15 protein-coding genes are annotated in these 24,818 nt (G+C 44.1%); 3 read left to right on the forward strand and 12 right to left on the reverse strand.

All coding sequences use genetic code 11. The features are described 5' to 3' along the window. The first annotated feature begins 3 nt into the window (after positions 1 to 3). Both ACFGVS_RS10115 and ACFGVS_RS10120 read left to right on the forward strand, forming a co-directional pair. Positions 4 to 963: a sterol desaturase family protein gene (locus ACFGVS_RS10115; protein ID WP_439698511.1), complete on the forward strand. Its 960-nt coding sequence runs from the start codon at positions 4 to 6 to the stop codon at positions 961 to 963. Between the two features lie 2 nt (positions 964 to 965). After that, complete coding sequence (locus ACFGVS_RS10120; protein ID WP_090649138.1) at positions 966 to 1,343, forward strand: DMT family transporter; 378 nt, start codon at positions 966 to 968, stop codon at positions 1,341 to 1,343. A 22-nt stretch (positions 1,344 to 1,365) separates the two neighbouring features. Here ACFGVS_RS10120 and ACFGVS_RS10125 read toward each other — a convergent pair whose 3' ends face one another. Beyond that, positions 1,366 to 1,935 (reverse strand): hypothetical protein, encoded by a 570-nt coding sequence (locus ACFGVS_RS10125; protein WP_439698512.1) that lies wholly within the window; start codon positions 1,933 to 1,935, stop codon positions 1,366 to 1,368. Between the two features lie 283 nt (positions 1,936 to 2,218). On the opposite strand from ACFGVS_RS10125, the gene ACFGVS_RS10130 reads away from it, so the two are divergent. Further along, positions 2,219 to 3,220, forward strand: a complete 1,002-nt coding sequence (locus ACFGVS_RS10130) for a hypothetical protein (RefSeq protein ID WP_439698513.1) — start codon at positions 2,219 to 2,221, stop codon at positions 3,218 to 3,220. A gap of 700 nt (positions 3,221 to 3,920) precedes the next feature. Here the strand turns inward: ACFGVS_RS10130 and ACFGVS_RS10135 are convergent. The 11 genes from ACFGVS_RS10135 to ACFGVS_RS10185 all read right to left on the reverse strand — a co-directional run bounded on the left by ACFGVS_RS10135 (position 3,921) and on the right by ACFGVS_RS10185 (position 24,609). Next, on the reverse strand, positions 3,921 to 6,503 hold the full coding sequence (locus ACFGVS_RS10135) for a BamA/TamA family outer membrane protein (RefSeq protein WP_439698514.1): 2,583 nt from the start codon (positions 6,501 to 6,503) through the stop codon (positions 3,921 to 3,923). A 266-nt stretch (positions 6,504 to 6,769) separates the two neighbouring features. Next, positions 6,770 to 7,705, reverse strand: a complete 936-nt coding sequence (locus ACFGVS_RS10140) for a hypothetical protein (protein WP_439698515.1) — start codon at positions 7,703 to 7,705, stop codon at positions 6,770 to 6,772. Positions 7,706 to 7,948: 243 nt separating this feature from the next. Continuing rightward, positions 7,949 to 9,763: a RagB/SusD family nutrient uptake outer membrane protein gene (locus ACFGVS_RS10145; RefSeq protein WP_439698516.1), complete on the reverse strand. Its 1,815-nt coding sequence runs from the start codon at positions 9,761 to 9,763 to the stop codon at positions 7,949 to 7,951. 30 nt (positions 9,764 to 9,793) lie between these two features. Further along, positions 9,794 to 13,090 carry a SusC/RagA family TonB-linked outer membrane protein gene (locus ACFGVS_RS10150; RefSeq protein WP_439698517.1) on the reverse strand — a complete coding sequence of 1,099 codons (3,297 nt, stop codon included), beginning with the start codon at positions 13,088 to 13,090 and terminating at the stop codon, positions 9,794 to 9,796. A 254-nt stretch (positions 13,091 to 13,344) separates the two neighbouring features. Continuing rightward, positions 13,345 to 14,310: a FecR family protein gene (locus tag ACFGVS_RS10155; protein WP_439698518.1), complete on the reverse strand. Its 966-nt coding sequence runs from the start codon at positions 14,308 to 14,310 to the stop codon at positions 13,345 to 13,347. 243 nt (positions 14,311 to 14,553) lie between these two features. After that, positions 14,554 to 15,126, reverse strand: a complete 573-nt coding sequence (locus ACFGVS_RS10160) for an RNA polymerase sigma-70 factor (protein ID WP_090649113.1) — start codon at positions 15,124 to 15,126, stop codon at positions 14,554 to 14,556. A gap of 244 nt (positions 15,127 to 15,370) precedes the next feature. Next, complete coding sequence (locus ACFGVS_RS10165) at positions 15,371 to 16,318, reverse strand: BT_3987 domain-containing protein (protein ID WP_439698519.1); 948 nt, start codon at positions 16,316 to 16,318, stop codon at positions 15,371 to 15,373. 288 nt (positions 16,319 to 16,606) lie between these two features. Beyond that, entirely contained in the window at positions 16,607 to 18,964 is a 2,358-nt protein-coding gene (locus ACFGVS_RS10170) for an alpha-L-rhamnosidase-related protein (RefSeq protein ID WP_439698520.1), read from the reverse strand. Between the two features lie 202 nt (positions 18,965 to 19,166). Further along, positions 19,167 to 20,195, reverse strand: coding sequence for a LacI family DNA-binding transcriptional regulator (locus ACFGVS_RS10175; protein WP_439698521.1), 1,029 nt, complete (start codon positions 20,193 to 20,195; stop codon positions 19,167 to 19,169). A 137-nt stretch (positions 20,196 to 20,332) separates the two neighbouring features. Then, a complete protein-coding gene (gene fucP, locus ACFGVS_RS10180; protein ID WP_439698522.1) occupies positions 20,333 to 21,568 on the reverse strand; it encodes an L-fucose:H+ symporter permease in 1,236 nt (411 codons plus the stop codon). A gap of 113 nt (positions 21,569 to 21,681) precedes the next feature. Next, entirely contained in the window at positions 21,682 to 24,609 is a 2,928-nt protein-coding gene (locus ACFGVS_RS10185; protein ID WP_439698523.1) for a discoidin domain-containing protein, read from the reverse strand. Positions 24,610 to 24,818: the final 209 nt, after the last annotated feature.

Genomic DNA, 24,818 nt, shown 5'->3' on the forward strand with positions numbered 1-24,818 from the left:
ATAATGCCGCTGGACAAAGTATACACCATAACAACCATTATCCTTGCCTGCTGGGTGGTTTTCATTATCGCCTGGGAACGTGTTTCGCCTTATCGCAAAGGCCTCGCATTTTTCAGGGAAGGATTTTGGGTTGATTTGGTTTGGTATACTTTGATTCAGAGCTATTTTTTGAAGATCCTGATCTTCAGCTATATCATTGCGCCGCTACAACAGCATTTCGATCTATCGGGTTGGAGTGCTGTTGGCAGCTGGCCGCTGGCCGTCCAGGTATTATTTTTTGTGGTAACACATGACTTATACATCTACCTTTTCCACCGTTTTCAGCACTCCAATAAAGTGTTCTGGCGCATTCATGAAGCGCACCATTCCGGTAAAGAGGTTGATTTTTTAGCAGGCTCACGCTCGCATTTCATGGAGATAGTGATTAACCAAACCATCGAGTTTGCCCCTATCATATTGCTTGGCGCAAACCCCATGGTAATACCTATCAAGGCGCTGATAGATGCGATGTACGGCATGTTTATTCATGCCAACGTTAAAGTAAAATTCGGCAGGTGGAAGTACATTTTTAACACCCCCGAATTGCATTTATGGCACCATGCCAATTACCAGGAGGTTTTTCATGCCAATTTCGCAACCAAACTATCCGTTTGGGACTATCTCTTCGGCACCGCTTATGATCCGGGCCACGCACCGGGTAACAATCCCGAAAACTGGGGGCTTTATTATGACTACCCGAAGGATTACTTTTTACAGCACGCCTTCAGCATAAAACGTTTTGAAGAGCAAAAGCTGCTTAAGTATCCCTGGTTTAAATGGTATTATACCCTACGCCCGAGGGTGATTAGCTGGCTTACAAAAAGGCTGCCGGCTAAATACAATGAACCCGTGATTGATTTGCAGCCAACACCCCTACCTATAAAACAAGTATCCACTGAAGATAACCTCATACAACAAAACTAACATTGGCCTGGATATACCTCATCATAGCAGCCGCATTTGAAGCTGCCTGGACATTTTCGCTCAAGTTCATGAAATTCAGCGACCTGAAAGCCCTGCGCTGGCATTCGGCTTTAAGCTTACAATACGGCTTACCTGTTTGGCTGCCTTTTGCCGGCTACGTACTGTTCGGGATTGGCAATATCTATTTCTTCTCGCTGGCCATCAAGCTCGTGCCCACGGCGGTGGCCTATGCCGTATGGACGGCCATTACCCTTGTACTCATCAAAATTGCCGAAATGGCCATCTTTCACCAGAAACTATCCTGGATGGAGGTGTTTTTTATGACACTGATTATGAGCGGAATATTAGGACTGAAGTTTTTCGGAGCGGAAGTGAAATAACAAATCGACCGTTTGAAGTACTTTAAGATTCTACGTTAAGGATAAGATATATTTTACCTTCATCGTTCTTAAAAACATCTATCGAACTTAAATCCAGGTCGGACAGATCATGGCAACAAATTCCATATTTTCCGTTAGTTTCATTCCTGTTAATCAGGCCTTCCCTCTTATCCCTCGGTACAATTTCCGTTTTCGTAGATTTTTCTTCTTCCGCATAAATTTCGTGATATTTTTCGCTGATGGCTTTAATCAATTCTTTACGGGAAAAGCTCGTTGATTTTGATTCCAATATAAAAGATGCAGGTTTGGTAAGCGGATAATCAATGATGAGTGTAACTTTTGCAAAGGCTAAAACTACTTCATCAGAATCCACAAGCCTATTTAACTCCTTGCCCGGGTTGTCGAGGTTTACCCAGGGTATAATTCCGGTAAAAAAAACACTGGTATCTTTGGGCATCGCTTTAACCCTATATTCAATACTCGATATTTTCACCCCAAGTGTATCGGTGGCATCGCCGTTTTTTTGCTGCGAAAAGCTTTTGCTACCATATCCGATAAAAGCGAGTAAAATTAAGGCCAGTTTAAGTGTCATGCCGTTATGTTAAATATGTTAAAGTATTACAATAATATCGGGTTTTATTTAGAAAAATGAACTGACGACGCAATAAAACCGGATAAAATACGCCCGATTAAAGCAACAGTAGTAAGCCGGAAGTTTAAAGTTGATCTTTTTCGTTTTTTAGCATTATCGCGAATATGTGGCAATGGCTGCAACTCTGATTTTACTTTTAAAGTTAAAAAAAAACAGACTTAATTTTAGTATTAGATTAATGTTGTTTTAGTTAATTTAGCGGTATCTAAACATCCTGCTACTTATGAAAACACAAAAAAAAATTGCTACACTCATCGCATTTATGTTTTACGTTGCTGCTGCCCAGGCCCAATTTGGAGGCCTTGGTAAAAAAATATTAGATAAAGGCACCGAGATGGCCTCGGGTGGTGGTGTAAGCAAAATCCTAAAACAGCCACAGGCCATTACAACCAGTTTTAAAGATGTAAACAAAACAGGTTCTAAACCACCATCATTTATTGAAGGACAGCAACCCGATCCGTTGTATCTTTTACCCAAAGCGCCCGGTGGCGGTTTTAAACTTTGCGCCGGCTTTTTTGAAATGACCAATAAAAGTTATTGCCTGCATGCCGGTACACATGGCCCAAGTACCGGCGACGGCTATATGCTGGCACCGGTATTGGGCCCCAAGGCTGATGTTGTGATACTGATACTTAAAAATGCAGAAAAACACCCCGAAGTAAAACAGCGCAGCATACAGGTATTACTTTGGGCAATAGTGGCCCGTACCCGTTTTGCCGATTTTGGTACAGATATTAAACTAACAGCAACCACCCTATTATCTCCGCAGGAACTGCTTATGCTGGAGGGTGGCGCATTGGGCGTACTTCCGGCAGGCCTGATAGCAAAAGCCAAAGACCAGTTGCCGCCTGCGGCCCAAAGCGTTTTTGAGGCCGAGAATAACATCCGCCAGCTGGCTGCATCGGGCAACGCATCATATGAAGAAATGGAAAAGTATGCCATGTTGGCCGGCATAGCTCCGCAACCTGATCCGGAAGTGCCATCGGGCATATGGTCGTTACACCCGGATGGTTATTATATCCGTTATTTTCCGAGGGTATATTCGGTTACCAACGTACAGATATATGTGCCTAAAGAATTGATTAATACCAAACCCGACCTGGTTTATGACGGCCCTAAAGGCATTGCCTGCCCTGCCAACGTAGGATCACAGCGGCTTGCCCAAACCAACGAGCCGCTAAATGCAGATTATAGCAAAAAACTAAAAACGATTTGCACTCCGTAATGCAACAATCATAGAGAGAGTTATTTCTTAGAAGCTGTTTAAAAACGAGATTTATTTATTGCCGTTGACTTTAGTCAACGGTAATAGATAGTATCGCTGCTGGCTTTAGCCAAATTATTCAGTGGAATTTGGCTAAAGCCATTCGCCTTTTAGTCATTATTCCGTTGACTAAAGTCAACGGCAATGATTTTTATAGGATACATAAATAATCTAAATCAAATTTAGACAGGTTCTTAGATCTGGTTAAATTTGGTTTGCTAATGCTTTTATGAAGGGACAACAACGTATCTCGCATGGTGGCGAAGACTCACCCCGCCAGGCTATGCCGGCGACCCTCTTCGGCTTCGCCGGAAAGAGAGTTTTGGAAATTTATATCTTTAAATAACTGATTATAAAATAATTACATTACAAACACTCTTTCCACCGCAGGTGAAGAGAGTGTGGTCAGGCGTAGCCTCGACCGGGTAAGTCGTAGCCTGCGTTCAAGCGAATGTTTGGTAAATCCCAACACACGTGCGTAGGTATGAAGCAATAACGATCAGTTTTTTTATTTTTAAACAGCTACTTAGATCTGTTTAAAAATGAAGTTTATTCATTGCCGTTGGCTTAGCCGACGGCAATGCTTTCTGCTTAATACATAAATAATCTAAATCACATTTAACCAGCGACTCAGAACTAAAGACTTATAATTAACACCAGGTCACAACCTGAAATTAAGCGATATATAAGGGTACCAGCCTTCGTCTGAATGGCCGGCAAGCAGCTGCAATACTGTTAGGCTTGCGGGTGCAAAATAGAGACCACCGCCTGCGCCTGTGTGCCATTTATCAGAATGTTCGCCACTGATCCATACCCGGCCGGTATCGTAAAAACCGGTGATGCCCAATTGACCTGGTAAAATATAACTGGCTATATCGGCAATTTTTACCCGGCCCTGCAGGTTATTAAAAAACATATTTTGCCCGGCAAACCTGTTTTGCAGGTACCCTAAGAGGTTTCCCTGCCCACCCAGGAACATGGATTGATAAAACGCCGGTTTGCCAAAACTGATGCCGCCGCCTACACGATCGGATAGCACGATGTTTCCTTTGGCATCCAGCGGCTGGTAATACGTAAACTCGGGTTTAATTTGCACAAAGGCTTTTGAATAATCATTAAGCCCCTTGTACCCTGTTAAAGTAACTTCAAAATAGTACCCTTTAAATGGCAATACGTTGTTATTGCGCTTATTGCTGGTAAAATTCAGCATCAAACCCAGGTGGGCTTTGTTTTTATTTACACTTGCACTATCATATGAGTTGATAAGCGCCGGCTGTGAAATAAACCTGCCTGTGTTATCGTCGGGGCTGTAGTGATAGTACTGTGCAGATGGCCCTGCGCTAAAAAAGCTTCCTTTGCCGGTTTGCCAGCGTAACGCGGCGTCAAATTCCAGAGTGTTAAACCTTGCCCTGTAATATTTGCGGTATCCTTCGCTTTTAACCAATACAGTTTCGTTTCCACGGCCAAAAAAGTTGGTGGTATTATCGGGCGCCAGGATATTTGCTTTCATTACAAAATCGGCTTTCCCAATAACCTGCGCCCATTCGCCGCTGTAATTAAGTCTGAAAGCATCGGTAGCAAAAGCATGGCTGATCATCAATTGTTGCCGGGTAGCATAAGGCAGCTTACGGAAACCATCATACCCCGTATACTTAAAGCCCAGCCCCAACAGAAAACCATCATCGGCGTTTATAGCGGCTGTTGCCAGCGGCATCCAAACGTTATATAAATTAGTTGGCCTAAACCTGGTGGCATTGGTATCGGCCGACAGGCGGTTGCTTAAACGATTGGTTTTGCCGGTGAAGGTAATACTATCTTTTGAGCCGTAAACAGGTATGGTATTTACCGAGTTTTTGATATCGTAAGTTTTATGGCCGGTACTATCAACAAACCTTAATTTTATTGGCGACGTATTGTTATCAACCACAATATGATCGTCGCCTCCCGAAACATAAATCCTGATTTCTTTAGTAATGGCCGGATCATAAGTTATATCCATAAACGATCCCTTAACATCGTCGCTTTTGTTAAGCTTGTCAATTTTAACCCGCAGGGTTTTATCCGGCCCTCCCGTAATGGTAAGCAGTTCGTCTTTATTGGTTGTACGGATATCAACAATCCTGTTTACAAAATAAAAATATTGGGTCATGGCTGCCGGAATGTTGTCCCTACGTTTTTTTAATATCGCCAGCAACTCATTATGCCTTAACCGGTAGTTTTCTTTGGGCAGCAGTTTAAGGCCGGCTTCCAAAACATCGTCTGTTTCGGCTTTAACAAAGTCATTAGCAATCTTCATCCATTGCGCGTAGGTAAACTGCACATCGGGCACTGCATTCAAAAATTTTGTTTTGAAGATAGAATACTTTACGTTGGGGATATCGGCCGTAAAATTTCCTAAAACAGGATCTATCCAGGGCAGCGCGGCTATGGATGGTAACAAACCCTGGTTAACGTGAAATACCTGGTCCCTATCGCGCGGTACCGGCAAATAGGCTTTTTGCTTGCCATCAATGTCGCCTGCCCATCGCCATTGATCTTCATGACGGTCCCAGTCGCCTATCAACAGATCGAGCATCCGGGCACGCAAAAACATTTCACCATCTAATCTGCTGTCATAGCTCTTGATTAGGGCACGCTCCATCTTAATCGTGTTATCTGATGGGCCTGCCGGCTCACGTTCTTCCAACAGGCAAATTAAACCTGTAAAAACCTTGCTATACTGGCCCAAAGCAGCATCATCGGCTACAACGCCAATCACAGGATTGGCATGCGGTACATGAACAGCATCGGCCAGCGGCGGCACAATCAATGCCGAATAAGGGTGTTGCCCACTAAACTCATCTCCTATCCAGTCAACAGCAAAAGTTCCCTGCAGGTTTTCGGGCAGCAGCTTATCCGGGGCTTTCTCTACACTGCGAAGCACCCATTCTTTACCATCTTTATCCTCCAGCCGCAACGATTTTGATTCCATCCCCCCGCCCTGTTTTAAGGGAGAAAGGCCTCCTTTAAATTTTGATAGCCGGATGATAGGCAGCTTAACGGGCTGGGCCCAGTCTTTACGGAAGTTTTCGCCAAACAGCCAGCGATGCACCCCGGTTACATCATCATATTCCGGATGCGCACTTATGGTAATACTATCACCGGTCATTTGAGTTTTATTTGCGCGGGCGCTACTGGTTATTTGTGCATTAGACGCTAAGGAGCCCACAGCGAATAAAAGGATCAATGGTAGTTTTTTCAACATAGTAGTGTAGGTATTGTTGCCAATCTCCGTTCAATTTACGAATTGAGCTCAACAATCCGGAAAAAAACTGGAGGTAGTTTGTCATACCAAAGCTACAAAATTCGAACCCTATCATAAATCACTACAAACCAATTAATTAAACAAAGCCAGCAATATATACGTAACGATATTTCGCCAATTGATTAAAATATCGTTTTTATTTCGGTAAAAGATAGAAAAGCGGGCTGCTTTTACTACTCGATTAAAACACAGCCAGGGCGGGTCATTTAATATTTCAGGTTCGGAAAATCTACCTGGGCCTGTTTAAACTGGGTTTCCCATTCGTCTTTCCAGCCGAAGGCAATTGTTGCCTGCGCTTTCAGATTGGCACCGGCAGCCCCACTCCAAAAATGGATAAACTCGCCCCAGTTAAGGTCATGAGCATACTCTTTACCATTTTTGGGATAGTATTTAGCCAGCAGGTCGAAATATTTGTTCAATAATTGGGCCTTGCCGTATTTGGAATAGATTGGATAGAACCAGTTTTTGAACCATTGCACATGCGGCACCGGGAAATCATCATATTGGGATTGCATTTGTTCATAAACCCGGCCTGCTTCATCTTTCATGCCGATGTTCATGAGCACATCGTAGTTGTAAATCTCCATAAATTTACTGTCGCCCCAAAGCGCGTCAGATGGTGAACCTTTAACGCCGTGGCTGGCGCCGCTTACAATATGCCCGGTTTCGTGAATGGGCATACCTATTTGCTGGCCGGTAGGTGCTGTCCAATCGTCAAGGCCGCAATCTATGGTATTCCGGTAATCATGGCTATCGTCAAAATACGAAGCGGGATGACCACCGCCATAGGTACCTTTATGAAAAACGCAGTATAGCTTTGTAGAATCGCCAAACAAGCCGTAAGTTTTTTTGGCATAAGCCCAAACAGCCGACATGGTTTTATATGGCCAGGTAACTGAAGTTTCCATGTTATCGTCATAATAAACGGCAGTATTTTTATCATAATAAACCAGGTGCAGCAAAAGCTTATGCTCAAACCAATGTTCCTGCCATGTTTTAGGGGGTACACCTATTTTATTGGTATCGGGTTTAATAACAGTTACCGGCGCAGGGGCAACGTTGTTTTTTGATTTACCGCATGAATTATGCACCGTGGCTGCTGTTATTAACGTGCATAGCAGTATTATTTTTTTAAATTTCATAGTAGTGTAATGAAGGGTAGTCTTTAGTCGAAAGTCTTAAGTTCTAAGTCAGAAAAGAATAAATTTACCTTAAGACTTAGTACTATTAAATTAACAGTAGTTTATGTTTACAAGAGATTGAGAACCACAAGAACTTTATGAACACATAGGCCTTATATAAAGGCAGATAAAAAGATTAAAAAATGGGACCAGCCATTACAGCCGGCCCCGGATTCATAGGTATAGAAAAAATCTTAGGTGCGGTTACCAACCTGTATTTTGTACCAGTTGCTTATCGCTATCTACGTCATTTTGTGGTATTGGGTAAAAGTAATTCCTTTTTTCAAACACGCGGTTTTCAAAAGTTACCACATTATAAAACTCAGGCGGATTGGTGCTGATGTTTAATGCCTTAAACGGACCGTTATCGGTGGTTTCGGCTATTTTCCAACGACGGGTATCAAAGAAACGGGTATTTTCAAAAGCAAGTTCTACGCGGCGCTCTTTCCTGATGGCTTCCCTAACGGCAGCCTGCCCTGCTGGTGCCGGCAGTGATGGGCTACCGTATTCGGGGATGCCTGCACGGTTCCTGATAAGGTTAACATATTTTAAAATATCGGCATTGCCCGGCGAAGCTTCATTTAAAGCCTCGGCGTAGTTCAGATAAATTTCGGCCAGCCTTAACATTACCCATGAGCGGCCGCCTGTGCGCCAATCGCCTATCGGCTCGTTTTTACGCACAATATAGCCTGTTGGCGAATAATCATTACCACCAGTTTGCTTGCCAGAGTTACCGGTGTTATAGGTTTGCGTAATAACCTCGCCGCTATTGGTGTTTAGCCATTTGCTGCCGTTATAAGTAATGCCTACATAAAAGCGCGGCTCGCGGTTTGTCCATTGGTTATAGGTACTCCGGGCCTGGTCATCATAGGGTGCCTGAAAATTGGAGAAACCGGTAGCAACATAACCCGAACCATTATCGGTTATTGAACGGCCGTTTGCCATAAAGTAGGCATCAACCATGGTTTGCGTGGCGCCCAAGCCGCCGCTGCCCCTTACCTCATCGGCATAACCGGAGTGGTAAGGTGTGGTTTCATACTGCCTGTTGGTTACGCCGGCATCAATCCTGGCGTAAATGATTTCCTTGTTCCAGTCAACCAGCATTACGTCGCGGCATGACAGGTATGGGCTAAAGTTACCCGAAGCATCGTTTTCGCGGTACAAATCAAAAGTGCCGGGTACAAACTGATCAAGAAAGGCTTTCGCGGCGTCGGCTGCTTTTTGCCATTTGGTAGCATCGTAAGTTTGGTTAATAAGCTTTTTTCCATCGGCATTTACCATACCGGCATAGTCTGTATTACCATTAAACAACGGGCTGGCAGCATACAACAACACCTGCGATTTTACTGCCGTTGCAAAAGCTTTGTTTATACGGCCAAGGTTATTGTTATTTGCGGCTTTCAGGGGCAAATCGGCAATGGCAGCATCAAGCTCGGTGGTCACATAGGTTACGCACTCATCAAACGAGCTGCGGGGTAATTGCACATCGGCAAATGAAGCATCGGGTGCAATTGTTTTATCGCCGGTGATAACAACCGGGCCGTAAATACGCATCAGCCAAAAGTAATAGATGGCACGCAACGCCCTTGCTTCGGCTTTGTACTGCGTTTTTAGCGAGGCGGGCATATCAGAAACCTTATCTACATTATCCATAAAGATGCCGGCCGAGCGGATACCACGGTAATAGGTTGTCCAAAAACCGCTTATAAAACCGCTGGACGCATCGTAATTGCCATTGTTGATATTTTGGGTGGCCACAAAACCCCAATCGTACTCTGCTTCATCAGATCCGCCTGTCCACTCGCCAATGCTGTTGTCTGATCCGGGGAAACGTTGTGATGCTTCATCGGGTATGGCAGAGTATACGTTGGCTAAAAACTTCTCGGCTGTGTTACGGTTTTTAAAGGTTTCATCAAGGGTAAGCCTGTCATCGGGCACCTGGTCTAAAAAGCCTTTTTTGCATGATGAGCTAACAGTTAACATACATGCCAGCGTTAAGGCTACTATAATTCGTTTCATTTTATTATCTTGAATTAAATGTTACTTCTGTTAATTAAATTGAGCGCTCAGGCCTAATGATATGGTTTTAACATTTGGGTATGCAGTGCCATTGCCGGTATTCAGCTCAGGGTCCCAAAGTTTAAACTTACTGAAAGTAAGCAGGTTGTAACCCATAATATAAATACGCGGGTTACTCATGCCAATTTTGCTCAGTGAAGCTTTGGAGAAAGTGTAACCAAAATCAAGCGTTTTAAGGCGGATAAACTGTACGTCTTTTACCCACCATGAACTATGCTGCGTGTTGTTGGTATTGTCGCCATCGCCATAAGCCAAGCGCGGATAAAACACATCCTGGCGCGGGCTTGCTTCTGTCCACCTGTCGGTAATGTTGGCATAGGCGTTACTGATACCGCCATTGGTTGAAAATGGCTGGATAGCATTACCCGATATATACCGCGATGCATGCCCGGTTCCAACAAAGAATGCGCCCAGGTTAAAGCCTTTGTAAGCTACGTTAAAACCTAAACCATAGGTCAGGAAAGGCACATCGCCTTTGCTTATTTCCGTTTTATCGTAAGCGTTAATAATACCATCGTTATTTAAATCTTTGTATTTGATATCGCCTGGTTTAATGCTGGCTTTGGCGCCGGGGGTGGCGCTGCTGTTTATCTCTTCCTGGGTGGTAAATAAACCTTCGGCTATGTAACCGAAATCTGCCAGTACGTTATGACCGCGCTGATCATTCCATGCATATTTGGGGGTTGGCTGGTCGTTTTCTACAACAACGTCTTTGTTATAAGTGATGTTGCCTCGTAAATTTAATACAACCTTACCTACATTAATACGCTGCTCGATGGTTGCATCAAAGCCTTTATTATTAACTATACCAAGGTTGGCGTAGGGTGACGATGACAAGCCAACATATCCGGGTACCGCAGCCCTTTGTAAGAAAATGCCTGTACGGTGCTCCTTAAACAAATCGAAGGTAAGTGAAAACGAATCGTGCAGGGCGCGGATATCCAAACCCAAATCTTGTTTATGAGACCGCGACCAGCTTACATCAACCCCATAGTCAGTTATGCTGATACCACTTATTCCGTTGGTATTGCCCAAACCATAAGTGAAACCCGATGAGCCGTCAGACAACAATGTAAGGTAACCAAAACGACGGCCTAAACCAATATCGCCACTACCCACAATACCATTGCTGTAACGGAATTTGAAGAACGATATAGCGTCTTTTAAAGGCTCAAAAAAGTGTTCTTCAGATACAAGCCATCCCACACCAAATGCGGGGAAGTATCCATAGCGTTTTTCGGGAGCAAAGTTTTCCGATCCGTTGTACCCCACATTAAACTCGGCAAAATACCTGTCGGCAAATGAATAGGTTACCCTTGCCGCCAAACTGCGGATGCGGTAAGGAATAGAGGTAGCAAAACTACCGGCAGGGAAATCCGACCGGTCTTCCTGGTTAAATAACAATAACCCGCCTACGCGATGTTTGCCAAAGGCATGGTCATAGTTAAAAGACGACTCGGTATAAATTTTATTTGAGCCACCGCTTGATGCGTTGTAGCTGAGGTAATTTCCGTTACCTGTATAGGTGCGTACCAGGTTTAAAGTACCATCGGCGTTATAGGGCGTATTTTGGTCGGGATACCAGGTATCTTCGCGTTTTTGGCGTAAAATGCTGTTGCTGTTGCTGGCATCAAACGCAAATAAGGTATTGAATGATAAGCCCGGCAGCCAAAAGCCAAAATCCTGTGTAAGCCTGATGTTGGAGTACAACTGATTGGTAAAAGTTGTGCTGTATCCGCGCCTGGTTAAATCGGCATAAGGGTTACGCTGGTCGCCATTAGGGTTTACGCCCGGAACATAACCGCCCGGATACTCAATAGGGAATACTACTGGCGATACGATCATGGCCTGGCCAAAAATATCGCTTGCCGATATTGCAGGATAATTGCCCTTACCTACATAACCCTGAACGCCTAATGCCACCTTGGTGGTTTTGGTGATATCTACATCAACGTTACTGGTAAAGTTATACCGGCTGTAATCGATATTTGAATTATAGGTAGATAGCTTATCTGTTTTTAAAAGTCCGCCCTCGTTGTAATAACTTGCAGATATGTAATACCTTGAATTTGGCCCGCCACCTGTCATGTTCACATTGGCCCGCCTGTTGCGGCTGGTATTTTTAAATACAGCATCAATCCAGTTGATGTTAGGATAAAGCAACGGGTCTACATTATTTTGCGTGTTTTGAATATACTGCTGCGAGTATTTGGCAACGCCACCCCTGGTGATGTTGGCTTCATTTACAGCATTCATGTAAGTAATACCATCGGCCATTTCGGGCTTGCGGGTAAATGAGGTGAAGCCTTCATAATAGTCGGCATCTATCTTCGGCTTGCCAACTTTGCCCCTTTTAGTTTGCACCAAAATAACACCGTTTGCACCACGCACACCATATACGGCTGTTGCCGAGGCATCTTTCAGGATGGTAAATGATTGAATATCCTGCGGATCGAGGTTGTTGATTGACCGGGTAACACCATCAACCAATACCAGCGGACCAGTATTGTTATTGGTAAATGTAGATATACCGCGAATCCAGATATCAGCCTGGTTGCTGCCCGGTTCGCCTGAGCGCTGAACACCAACTATACCTGATAAACGGCCGGCCAGCATAGTGCTGATATCGGCAACCGGTTGTTTAAGTTCGCCCACATCAACTGTTGATTGCGCGCCAACCAAACTCACCTTGCGCTGTGTACCATAAGCAACTACAGCAACTTCCTTTAACTCGTTTTGCGGCATTGGCACCATTTTAACATCGATGGTTTTGCTATCCTTCACCGGTATTTCCTGGTTTTGGTAGCCAATAAATGCAAACACCACAATTTCGGCATCGTTATTAACCTGTATCTGGTATTTACCGCTGTTATCGGTAATGCCGCCACGATCGGTTCCTTTAATCCTCACGGTTACGCCGGGCAAAGCCTCGCCTTTTTCGTCAACAACCTTACCTGTTAAAATACGCTGTACTGCCTGGATAGGTTCGGGGATTATCTCCACGTACCGTATCAATATCTCATCATCAAGCACAGTGTATTTATAGGGTGTTTGTTTTAGTGCATTATCCAGCACTTTGCCCAGCTCCTGGTTAGATACCTTTGCCGATATTTTTATTTTACTATTAGCTACTGTGCCGTTGTAAGTAAACTTTACACCAGATGCAGCAGAAATATTATCAAGCGCTTTGCTTAATGTAATATTTTTTAAATTGACGCTTACGTGCTTCTTCAGTACATCCTGGCCATTTGCAAAACTTGCGGCCATTGATAAACTTGTGCTGCACAAAACCGCTATAATTACTGTGCTAATCCTCATAAAAAGCATATACTTGTGTCCCCTATTGCGGGATACATTAATTTTCATATATTCACTTCAATAAAAATGTTAAAAAAACAGCAGGTACCTCCGGGGCTTCCAATCCATTGGGGTAATGCTTTTGACTATGACGTTTTTTGATTATCAGTACAATGCCCCCTTGCCCGGGGCATTACTGATATATAGAGCGTAAGAATTTTAACTCAAATGCCTCCTCCTCCTTTAATGATCCATAAATTATCTTTACTGATGAGCGATGCGTGAACCACCAGCGCCATTTTCTTTAAAAACTGCACAGGGCTTTCACCAGGCTTTATCCGCCCAAAAAACAGGGTATTCTTAACATCGCCAACTACCTGTATTTTCATGTTAAAGTTTCTGCTCACATCTTCGGCAATATCCTTCACCAATACATTGCGGTATTCGTAATAGCCGTTGCGCCTGCCCATTACCGCTGCCAAATCGGGAATTGGTAATACTTTGGTTGTTTTTTTGAGTTTATTATACACTACCATGTTAGCAGGCGATAGCAAAACACCCGATCCGCCATCGGTAAATGAAACCTTGCCCGTTACCAATGCAACCACAATTTCTTTATGCGATTTAAATGACGAGATATTAAAGGTGGTACCCAAAACCCTGGTGCTGGTTGTGCCTGTGTGTACAATAAACGGATGGTGCTTATCTTTGGCGATATCAAAAAAGGCCTCGCCCTCAAAGCTGATCTCCCTGGTCGTGCCCACAAAGGCTACAGGATAAGTAACCGAGCTTCCGGAACCCAGCCAAATCACCGACCCATCTACAAGGTTAATTATTTTACGTTCGCCCGGTTTGGTAACTACGGTGTTGCTTTGCGGCTTTACTGGTTTGCTGTTGTTATTCCATAGCAACCCAATGCAAACGGCCAGTATAACGGAAGCAGCGGCAGCTATTTTATAAAAGTAGTTTCTTGTTGTTGGTTCCGCAGCTTTGGCCGCTTTTATGCGTTGCTGTAAACCGTCAAATATCCGTGCTTTGGCTTCATCCTCTTCCAGTTGGTTTTCATATGGCCACTCAAAGTCTTCCTCGCCCTTGGCCCGGTACCACAACAACAATTCGTCCCGTTCGGCTGGCGTAGCCGTCCCGTCAAGGTATTTTTTTATTAAGTACTTCTGATAAAGCTCGTCCATATTAAGCAGCAATTAAAAGGGAGTACACTAAAAAGGCATTTACCCTTAGTGCATTTAAAAAAAAGTGATAAAAAAGCGATTTTTAATAAAAAAAGCAGCGGCTAATCAGCGCAAACGCATAAGGTAAATTGAAATGATTGTGATTGAGCTATGACACATAGTCCTAAGTCGAAAGTTTTAAGTTCTAAGTCAAAAAGAATAAATTGGGCTTTTGACTTAAGACTTAGGACTATTAACTTAACACTAATGGTGCTTAAGGAAAATAATGAGCAGCATAATTTCCTTTAAATTTAAGCGCAGCACCTTAAGGGCTTTTGTAAGATGCGCCTCTACCGTTTTTTCGGCAATATCCATCTCGACTGCTATTTCCTGGGCCGACAGACCTTGCTGGCGGCTGTATTTATATACCTGCCGGCATTTTTCGGGCAATTGCTCAACAATGCCGTTAACGTACTCTTCTAAAAATTTGGCATGTACCAAATCTTCGGGTAAATCGGCCATCACGGTTTTGGCTATCCCTTCAATGATCTGCGCTTGCCTGTTCCTGGTATATACACTTTTAAATACCGAAAATTTGATTGCCGTGGCCAGGTACGAGCTTAAGGTTTCTATTTTAAGGGTGCCTTTGCGGTTCCATAAACTAAAAAAAACCTCCTGTACAATTTCTTCAGCGGCATATTTATCTTTAGTATAACTATATGCCAGGGCGACCAGCCTTTTCCAGTAACGGTTATAAATTTCAGTAAATGCAAACTCTTTACCTTCGGCAAGAAGATTGAGCAATTCATTATCAGCAAAACCTACGGTCGAGTTCATTACGTATTACCAAACTTATTGCCTAAATTATTAATAATTTGTTAAGAATACGGCATATTTTTTGTTTTATCAATAGATTGACCGCAAAAAGCTTAACATTTAATATTTTCAAAAAATTCCGGTCTGTTTCATTTGCCTCTTTTTTTATGTTGATACCAACATAGTTACAAACCGCAATTGCCCATAAAGTAAAAAAGCCGCCTTGTAAACCACAAGGCAGCCTATTAACTTATTATTAACTGGTTTAATTTAATGCAATGGTTTCGGCAATGCGCCTGTCGCCGGTCCCGCCAACATATTTATAGTTTAAGGTAAACGTTTTGGTGGCCGGGTCATAAACGCAAACGCCGTTATTTTGGATGGTTTGATTTGCCGCACCGGCTGCAGATGTTACTGTAACTGTATTATCGCTGTTTACTTTCAAATTCATAAAGTAATTACTGCCGCCCAAATCGGCAGCCTCGCAACGTACGGTATTGCCATCAATGGTAGTTAATGATTTGGCACGTGCGCTCCATGTTCTGTCGCTGGCCGGGTTGGGGAATGCAATTGAGCCGTTAGCTGTATAATCGCCCTGGTATTTGCTGGCTACACTAATAATATAATATACCGCTTTATAATAGTTAATAGCATGACCCTGGGCATCTTTTATGGCCACAGGCAACATGTATTTTGTGCCAAGCACCAGGTTTGCGGTGGTTACATTAATTACATAACTGGCCGTCAGTTGCCCCGCCGGGATGTTAACCGTGTTACTGGGTATGGTAAAGTCGGCTGCTGGCAGCGGTACGTAAATATCGTATTTTGATTCAGACGGATCGGGAAGGCTGCCGGCATTTGCTACAGCCGCGGTACTATCGGCAGTATAAAGCGACCTGTGTAAGGCATTTAGCTGTGTTACAACCGAGTTATCAACCGCCATAGTAACTGTTACCGCGCTCGTTAAAGGCTTTACTGCTGATACCAGCACAGTAGTAGCCAGGGGCTGCGGTGTTGAACTGATAAACTGCGAAATATTATATTTAAAACCACCGTTTTCGAATGACGCAGGACCGGCATGGGCGGCAATAGGTAATTCTATCGAGGTAGCCATCTTTTTATAATCGTAATTATCTGCAACTTTTGAGCAGGAATTTAAAAGTACCGTAAGCACCATAATGGCCAAAGAAAGTTTAGTAAAGTTTTTTTTCATGGGTTAACTGTAAATTTTATGGATTTGTGATTTGCCTTATTTATAGGGGAGTACATTAAACAGGCATATACCCTTAGTTACCTGATCAAAAAGCTGCAAATAATTTATCGGGGGCGAAAATTCGCACCCGGCCCATCAAAAGGATGCCCGGACGGCAGAAGAACACGGCTATAGTGGGATGCCGGAAATTAAAGCTTGCAATATAAAAAGCAACTAAGTACGCGGGAGCGTACTGCAAATATTTGAATAAGAAGAGCCTCAAAATATGAGGCCTCTTCTCACCATCAGTTAAATAACAAAAGAATTGTTGCCCGCTTTTAACATATATTGTTTGGCCTTCCACACCAATATGCCGGTAGTTGTATGCGGTAAATTGACATTTATTTGCCAGCGGCCGTTTTCAAATTTATAGCCGGCAAAAACCTTCCCGTTTGGATGGGGAATTTCGCCGCTGATATCCTTCAAAAGGCCTAAATGAGGTTCTATTTTTATTTTGGCGAAACCCGGCGCGTAGCTATCAATACCTAAAATCGTCCTGAAAAATTCGATGTTGGGGCTTGCTCCCCAGGCATGACAATCTGAGCGGGTAGTATTAACATCAGAGTACTCGGCCCAGGTAGTAAGGCCCATGGCTATATTTTGCCGGTAAATACCCAGCCAGTTCATATAATCGTTACCCAAGCCGGCCTTTACCAGCGCCTGGTTTAGGTAATATTTAAAGTAAACCGAGCATTGGGTCAAACTGGTATCCTTAAGCATCCCCCTGGCCACCGCAGGCATGTAGGCATTGCTCACCGTGCCGGTAAGTATGGCCAAGGCGTTAACATGCTGCGAGAAGCCTTTTCGTTCCTTTGTATCGGCATATAATTTTCTGCCGGCATCCCAGTATTTACGCTGTATGGTAGCCTTTAGCTGGGCGGCTTTTTTATTGTATAAAACAGCATAATCATGCAAACCTATTTTTGCTTCCATTTCTGCCGCCCATTGGTATGCCCATAGTAGTTGCAGGTCATAAATGGCGGCGCTGCCATCTTTGCCTTTCACCTCGCCCCACATGTTACCGGCCCAGTCAACAAAGGCCCAGTAAGGGGTGTCTTTTAACGAGCCATCGGCCTGCTGGTATTTACTAAAAAAATCAAGCACGCCCCTTTCACCCAGCAGTTTATTTTTGATAAAGTTGTTATCGCCACGGTACATCCAGTAATCATGCAGCATGCATATGTACCATAACGAGAATGGTGAAATAACCTGCGTACCTCTTGATGGATAGCAACTGGCAGTTACGCCTTCGGGTAAGCGCGAGTGGTCCATCTGGTTAAGGGCGTTGCGTGCCAGCCGGTTATCGCTGGTATTGTAGTACGATATCATGGCCTGTATGCGCGTGTCGCCAATGTATTGCAGTTGCTCGTAATATGGGCAGTCTGTATAAGTTTCCCAGGCATTAAGCCTTACGGTGCGCCAGCCAATATCCAGCATCTGCTTCATTTCGGTATTATCTGTATTCAATACCGATGCCCGTTTAAAAGGATAACCCGTGAAAGTGCCATACAGGTCATCAACTACCAGCGGGTCGTTTTTAGTTTGTACAATGAGCCTTATATAACGATACGTGCGAAAATTCAGCGTTGTGAATGATTGCCCCTGGCTGCCATCGCCAACCAGGCTGTCTATCCTGGCTACAAACTCCTTGCCCTCCACATCATTACGGTTACCTTTAATAACGCCCTTGCTGCCTTTTGCATAAAGCGATTCGGCGTAACCAAGTGATATGCCTGCATCCTTGCCGCCGCTAAAATTTAAGGTTACATAGGCATTTGTTTCAAAAGTTTGATCGAGTACCAGCGTAGCCGTAGTGTTTGCGGGAATAGTTAACGGAGTCTTTTTTTCCGGAAAGCCGGGCGCAACGGTTACACCATCCGCTCTGCGTAATTGAACAAGCCGCTGGTAGGTCATCTCCCTTGGGGGCAGCGACGATGGCACCAAGGCCCATTCTATGCCCCAGGCTGTGCCTTTTAGCTTTCCGTCGGCCACTTTACCGGCGGCAAACCAGGCGCTGTCATCGTAACCGGTGGCCGTCCAGTCGCCTTTTACGGCCTGCCGCATATCTACCATCTCTCCCCTGCTGGCAGCAAAAAAATACCCCGGTACTGGCTGATGCCCCATATCACGGATGCACTTCCAGGTATTGTTGGTGTTTAATATATCTTCCTTTGCCGAATTACCCTGTAAAATAAAACCTGTGCGTACGCTGATTTGGGCCGCGGGGCTGTATTGGGCCTCATTCCAAACAAGCGCAGCTATGGTGTTTTTCCCTACAGATAGGTACGGTGCCAAATCAACAGTTTCATAATTCCAATAATAGGTATCGCCCCGTGCCGGCCCCAATGATACCAGCTTACTATTGACATACAATTTATAACGGTTATCTGCCGATATATGCACGATGAAAGTTGCAGGCTTACCGGCAATATCAATGTTTTTACGAAAGTAGTAAATACCATAGTTCAGGCCGTTGTCGCCAGGCAAAGCTATCCAAGCCGCATTCCATTGCCTTGGGGCGACATTATTAACTGACGATTGAGCACCGGCGTACTTTGCCGGGAATAAGCCAAGCGCGAGTATTATTGTAACAAAGAAAATTTTCATTATGGCTGTCTGATTGGTTGAGCAATAATATACATTTACTGTATAAAAAGCAAAATAAATCGTTTTAGCATAAATTTATATTTTTTACTTGAAAACCACGGCCTGCTATCCAAAGTAATATGCCAGGCGCAGATTTAAATCAGGGGCAAAACCAACACAAAGGATTTCATTTAAAGCCTTTGTGTTGATGGGACGATAAAATTCAGACGGCGTTTTTTAGCGACGAGTTCCTGATCTTCAGATCGGTTTTTAAAATAATAGATTGCGCTTTATCAGGCGCCGCATTGCTATTGAGCCTCTCCAGTAAAACACTAATTACGTTATCGGCTATTTCCTCAACGGGTTGTGCTATCGCTGTTATGGGCGGCGAGTGGAGTTTGAAAACATCATAATCGTCAAAGGAGATAACAGCTACATCCGCAGGGACTTTAAGGCCCATTTCATGCATTACCTTCAGTCCGCAGGTACCGATGTGGTTGGTACCAAAAAGGATGGCATCTACATCGGGATTTCCTTTAAAAAAATCGCGAAGCGGGGCCATGATCTGCTCCTCATCCTGGTTAAAAACAACCTCTTTCACGATGGTGGGCTTCAGTCCGTCGCTTTTCATGGCATCCTGGTAACCTTTTACCCTATCCATCATTTGAGTTTGGTGCGATGCAAAGGTCACAAACGCTATGTTCTTGAAGCCTTGCTCCTTTAAATGTTTGGTAGCGTTATAGGTGCTGAAAAGATTATCAACCTCAATAAAATCAGTTTTAACGCCGGGCAGGTGCCTGTCGAACAGAACCACGGGCATCCCATCTTTTATCAGCGATTCAATATCTTCTTCTATCCCCTCAGGCGGGGCCATGATGTAACCATCTACATGCCTGTCGCGAAACATGGCTATCAGGTCGCGGGTTTTGCTGGTATCGTTATCCGTGCTGCAATAAATAATTTTGTAGCCGTTTTTGTAAGCACGGTCTTCAATCAGGCGCGCAATACTGGCGAAGAAGGGGTTAGAGATATCTTCCACCATTAATCCGATGGTGTTTGATTTGCCGGTCCGCAAACTTTTGGCCAGCGAATTTGGCTTGTAACCTACTTCGGCTACATATTTCATCACCTTTTCAACCAGGTCGGCACCTATGCGTTTTTCCTGGGCCCGGCCGTTTAAAATAAATGATATCGTAGTTTTTGATACGTTTAACGCGTTCGCGATATCAACGATAGATAATTTCTTTTTCACCCGTTTATATTAGTTATTTCAAATATAGGGGAATATATCAAATTATATAAGTATGGCCAAAAGTTAATCGATTTATTTTGGCAGTAAATCGATTAACTGAACGCAATTTGATGGGCTGTTATAAAAAGACGCGACAGCTATGCCGATTTTTTGTTTAACCGCGGATAGCTAAAACCAAATGCAAATATAACAAGGTAGCAAATAATAGGCAAATAATAGGCAGTAGCCACGTTATGGTTGGCGATAAGGCCCATCGCCAACGGGAATAAGCCACCGCCAACAACGCCCATTACTATAAATGATGATCCTTGCTGTGTTTTAGGACCCAGATCTTTTAATCCCAAACTAAATATAGTTGGGAACATAATGCTAAAAAAGAAATTGATAAACAATAACGCGATGAACGACGGCCAGCCAAAACCCTGCGCCACGATAATACACATGATAACATTACAAGCAGCAAATATCGCTAAAAGCTTGTAAGGTTTAATAAAGCGCATTAAGGCAGTACCAGCAAAGCGACCAATCATCATCATTACCATACTCCCCGAGAAAAACAATGCAGACTTTGAATCCGAAAAATGCATTACTTCGGCACCGTAGTTGATAAAAAACGCCCACGTACCACCCTGTGCCGCAACGTTGAACAACTGCGCTATCACAGCAAAAAGAAAATGTTTTTGTTTGAACAATTTAACGTCCGCTTCCTCGGCCCCGGCAACAGCATAAGCATCATCGGCAATAACATGCGGGTCTGTTATAGGCGGTATTTTGATAAAAGAGAAAAGAAAGGCAACTGAGGCCACAACACAGCCTATAATAATATAAAGATGTTTTACCGATACAAGATCATTAGAGTGTTCCATGCCTTTCTGAAGTATCAAAACACTGCCAACAAAAGGACCAACCACCCCACCTACCCCATTAAACGCCTGAGCAAAGTTGATCCGCTGGTCGCTTGTGCGCTGGTCGCCAAGGGCCGCTACAAAGGGGTGCGCTACAGTTTCTAAAGTAGCCATACCGCAGGCCAACACGAACAAGGCTATTCTGAAAAAGGTAAACGATTCGGTATTGGCCGCTGGTACAAACAGGAAAGCTCCAGCTGCGTAAAGTGTTAACCCCATTAAAACCCCATTTTTATAGCCAAACCTTTTCATAAATAAACCGGCAGGTACACCCATTACAAAGTATGCCCCAAATAAGGATAACTGTACATAAGCCGACCGCGATTTGGAGATATGCAATACGTTCTGAAAGTGCTTATTCAGTGTATCGCCAAGCGTCATGGATATGCCCCACATCAAAAATAGCGAGGTTACGAATATTAAAACTACAAGATACTTGCGTTCGGTAAATTTAGCGGTGTTGCTCATTATATGGGTTTAATCAGTTTTTCAATTGGCGGCCTCAAATTAATCGAAATGTTTTAAATTCCACAGCAGTAAATCGATTTATTTTAAATCTTATTTTTTCCTGAAATTGACATTTACTCCGCTTTAATCGGATCGTTATAAGGCTGTACCAATAATACCGGGTTATCCTTACCCAATACATCGGCATCAAACTCTATTTTAATACTTTTCGACTCGCCCCGCATCAAACTAAAATAATTATCATTCATCAAGGCAGGTAATAACTGTTCACCGTTGCTTTTCCTCACTGCCTGTGCCCGTATAGCAAACGCCGCCGCCGGGGATAATGCCGGGTTGGTAATGGTGGCATTGATATAGTATTTACCATCGGCCCTGGTTATTTTCGAGGTTACTTTCAGGTTTACTTTGGGCAGGCTGTTGAGCGCGGTAAAATCGGTACGCTTGTTGCCCCGCCAGTAAAAGTTATCTGATACCAGTTTGCCTGCTTTATCGGTTAGTTTTAGTTTGATAAAATGCACCTCGCTTAAGCCGTTGCTTTTAGGCTCGCCGCCATACACTTCAAAATCCCACAGCGAGTAGCCCCAGCCCGAGCCGCGGTGTATGCCCTGCATTTTAACATAGCGGGCCTTGGTTTCGTCGAAAGTAAGCTGCTGTATGCCGGTATGTCCATCTTCAGTATCATATACATCGCGCCATTGTTTGGCATCGTTGGATACCTGGATTTTAAAGGCTTTGCCGTAAGCTTCTTCCCAGTTTAGTTTTACGCCGTTCACTACCTGCTCGCTACCCAGGTCAACATAAATCCACTCATTATCGTTTTGCCTGCTGGCCCAGCGGCTGCCGCTATTGCCGTCGGTTGCCAAAGCAGCCTCCATGTTTTCAAACGATGATGCTACTGTAGGTTTGTTCAGGGCTAAATTGTTGTGTTCTTCTTTAAAGTTAATGGTAAAGCAATTTACCGCCGCGTTGGCAATGGCATCTAACTGTTTGGTTTGATGATAATCGCTTACAGGTTTACCGTCGGTGTTGTAAACCGCCACTTCGGCTGTCAGGTCGCTCACATTACTGCCGGTGGTGTTAATTACCTTAACTGAATTGTTTACCGGGTTCCATTGAATGTGCAACGGTTCACAGGCTTTTTTAGCGCCCCAGTAGGACCCTGTGAGGTCGTAATAATAATCATAAGTTTGCCATACCAGCGATGGGTAGGCTGATTGGCTCATCCAGGTCATGATGCCCGATGCATCTTCCCACATGTTATCTTCCCAGCCCTCGTACATGGCCTTATTCGTTTCGATGTTGAGCAGCTGCGCCTTGCGGCAATAATCCTGGATACCTGTTGCTGTGCCATAGCGCTTGTTAATACCGTCATCATACCTGTCCGGACCGGCATTACCTGCCGATGGGCCAAAGAAATGCAGGTTCCACATTTCGTTACGGGGCCATAGTTTATCTTTCGGTATAAATTTTTTAAAGCTATCGTAATTGGTAAAAACAGCTGTACCAATCTCGCTGCGCAAGCCCCAGCCCGGCGATCCCCCAAAACCATTTGGAAACCGGCTGAAATACCAGCGGGGGTCAAAGTTTGTCCAGGGGCCGCTGCCGGTTAAACTGCCGGCGTGCGAGTTGGGTTGATAACGCCTGTCCCCCCCGTCGTAATTGCTGATATCTTCGGCCAGCCAGCCGTTTAATGGCGGCATGGGAGTACCTTCGTTATCGCCGCACCAAATGGCAATAGATGGGTGATTGCGGAAACGTTTGATTTTCTCTATCGCGTTAACGTTAAAATTATTGACATCATTGGGCAGGTTGGGGATAGAGTTGAGCCAAAAATCGTCCCAGATCATCATGCCGTATTTATCGCAGGCAACATAAAATTCATCATCGGTGGTCGATCCTATCCAGTTACGTACGATGTTGAAATTCATTTCCCGGTGTAGTTTAAGCTTGGTATCGTACTCGTTGCCGCGGCAGCGCAGCATGTATTCGGCCATGCCCCAATTGCCGCCTTTTAAAAACACTTTGGTTCCGTTCACAAAAACATGCAGTACATTGCCAACGGTATCGTAACTGTATTTTTTGATGCCGAATTTGATGGTTTGGCTATCAGATACCTCATCGCCCAGTTTAAGGCTTAGCTTACAGGTGTATAAATTGGGTTCGCCGTAGCCGTTTGGCCACCATAGTTTGGGGCTGTTGATGGCTAACTGCTCAAAGCGTTTTTTATCCAGTTTAATTTCTGAGGTGGTGTTGGCCCCCACAAACACCTTTTGCGAAAACTCGATATTGCCCGGCTGAATAGTGCCTGTTAACACCCCGGTTTGAAATTTAGATGTGCTGTTTTTTACACTCACCGCTATCGAGACATCGGCCCTTGCATTGGTTGGCAATTCGGTGCGGATCCAGGGATCATGTAAAGTAATGCCGCCCGTATTGCTCAGGTATACCTTATCGGTTATGCCCGAATTTAATCCCGGTACGTAAGGCATCCAATCCCAACTGGCTGATGGACTATAGGTTGGGCTTGCATAATTAACCAATGGGTTAACCGGGCAGTACACCAATACGGCTAAAACGTTTGAGCTATTTTTGCTCACTAAACCCGTAACATCAAAATTGCCGCGCTGCATAAAGCCATCCAAAACACCAATTTGTTTGCCATTGAGATAAATCTCGGCTTTGCGATTGATGCCTTTAAAGTTTAGCCAGATTTTTTCTTTGGTATAATTTTCCGGGATCTTAAACTCCGTACGATACCAAAAGTTGCGGTCGTATTTAGCCTTATCAACCTTATAAATATTATCGCCAAAGTTGGGGTCTTTTTCCAGCCCGGCTACCACGTAGGCATTAAAAACGGTACCCGGTACCACACCTTTAACCCAACTGCCTGCATCGTAACCGGGTTTGTACATATTAGCGCTATCGGTGCCTACTTCGGCCTGCGCTTTTACTTTCCAGCTGGTTTGCGGGTTGGCGCTACCGAGGTAAACGATATCCTGCGCCGATGCCCCGGTACAGGCAGCAACACAGATCATGAACATTGATCGCTTTAAAAATGGGGGAAAATTAAATGGCATTGAGAGGTGATATTTAGTTTGAAAATAAAAAGAAACGTTATTGCGGGTTTTAAAATCAGTTGACGGTGAAAGTGGAAATGACATTCAAAAATAAAAGACTGTCATCCTGAAGAACGGAGTATCTATTCGCGAACTTTTCTATCGGCGATGCACAACTGATAGATCCTTTGTTC

Source organism: Mucilaginibacter sediminis (genome assembly GCF_051903035.1).
Taxonomy (GTDB): Bacteria; Bacteroidota; Bacteroidia; order Sphingobacteriales; family Sphingobacteriaceae; genus Mucilaginibacter.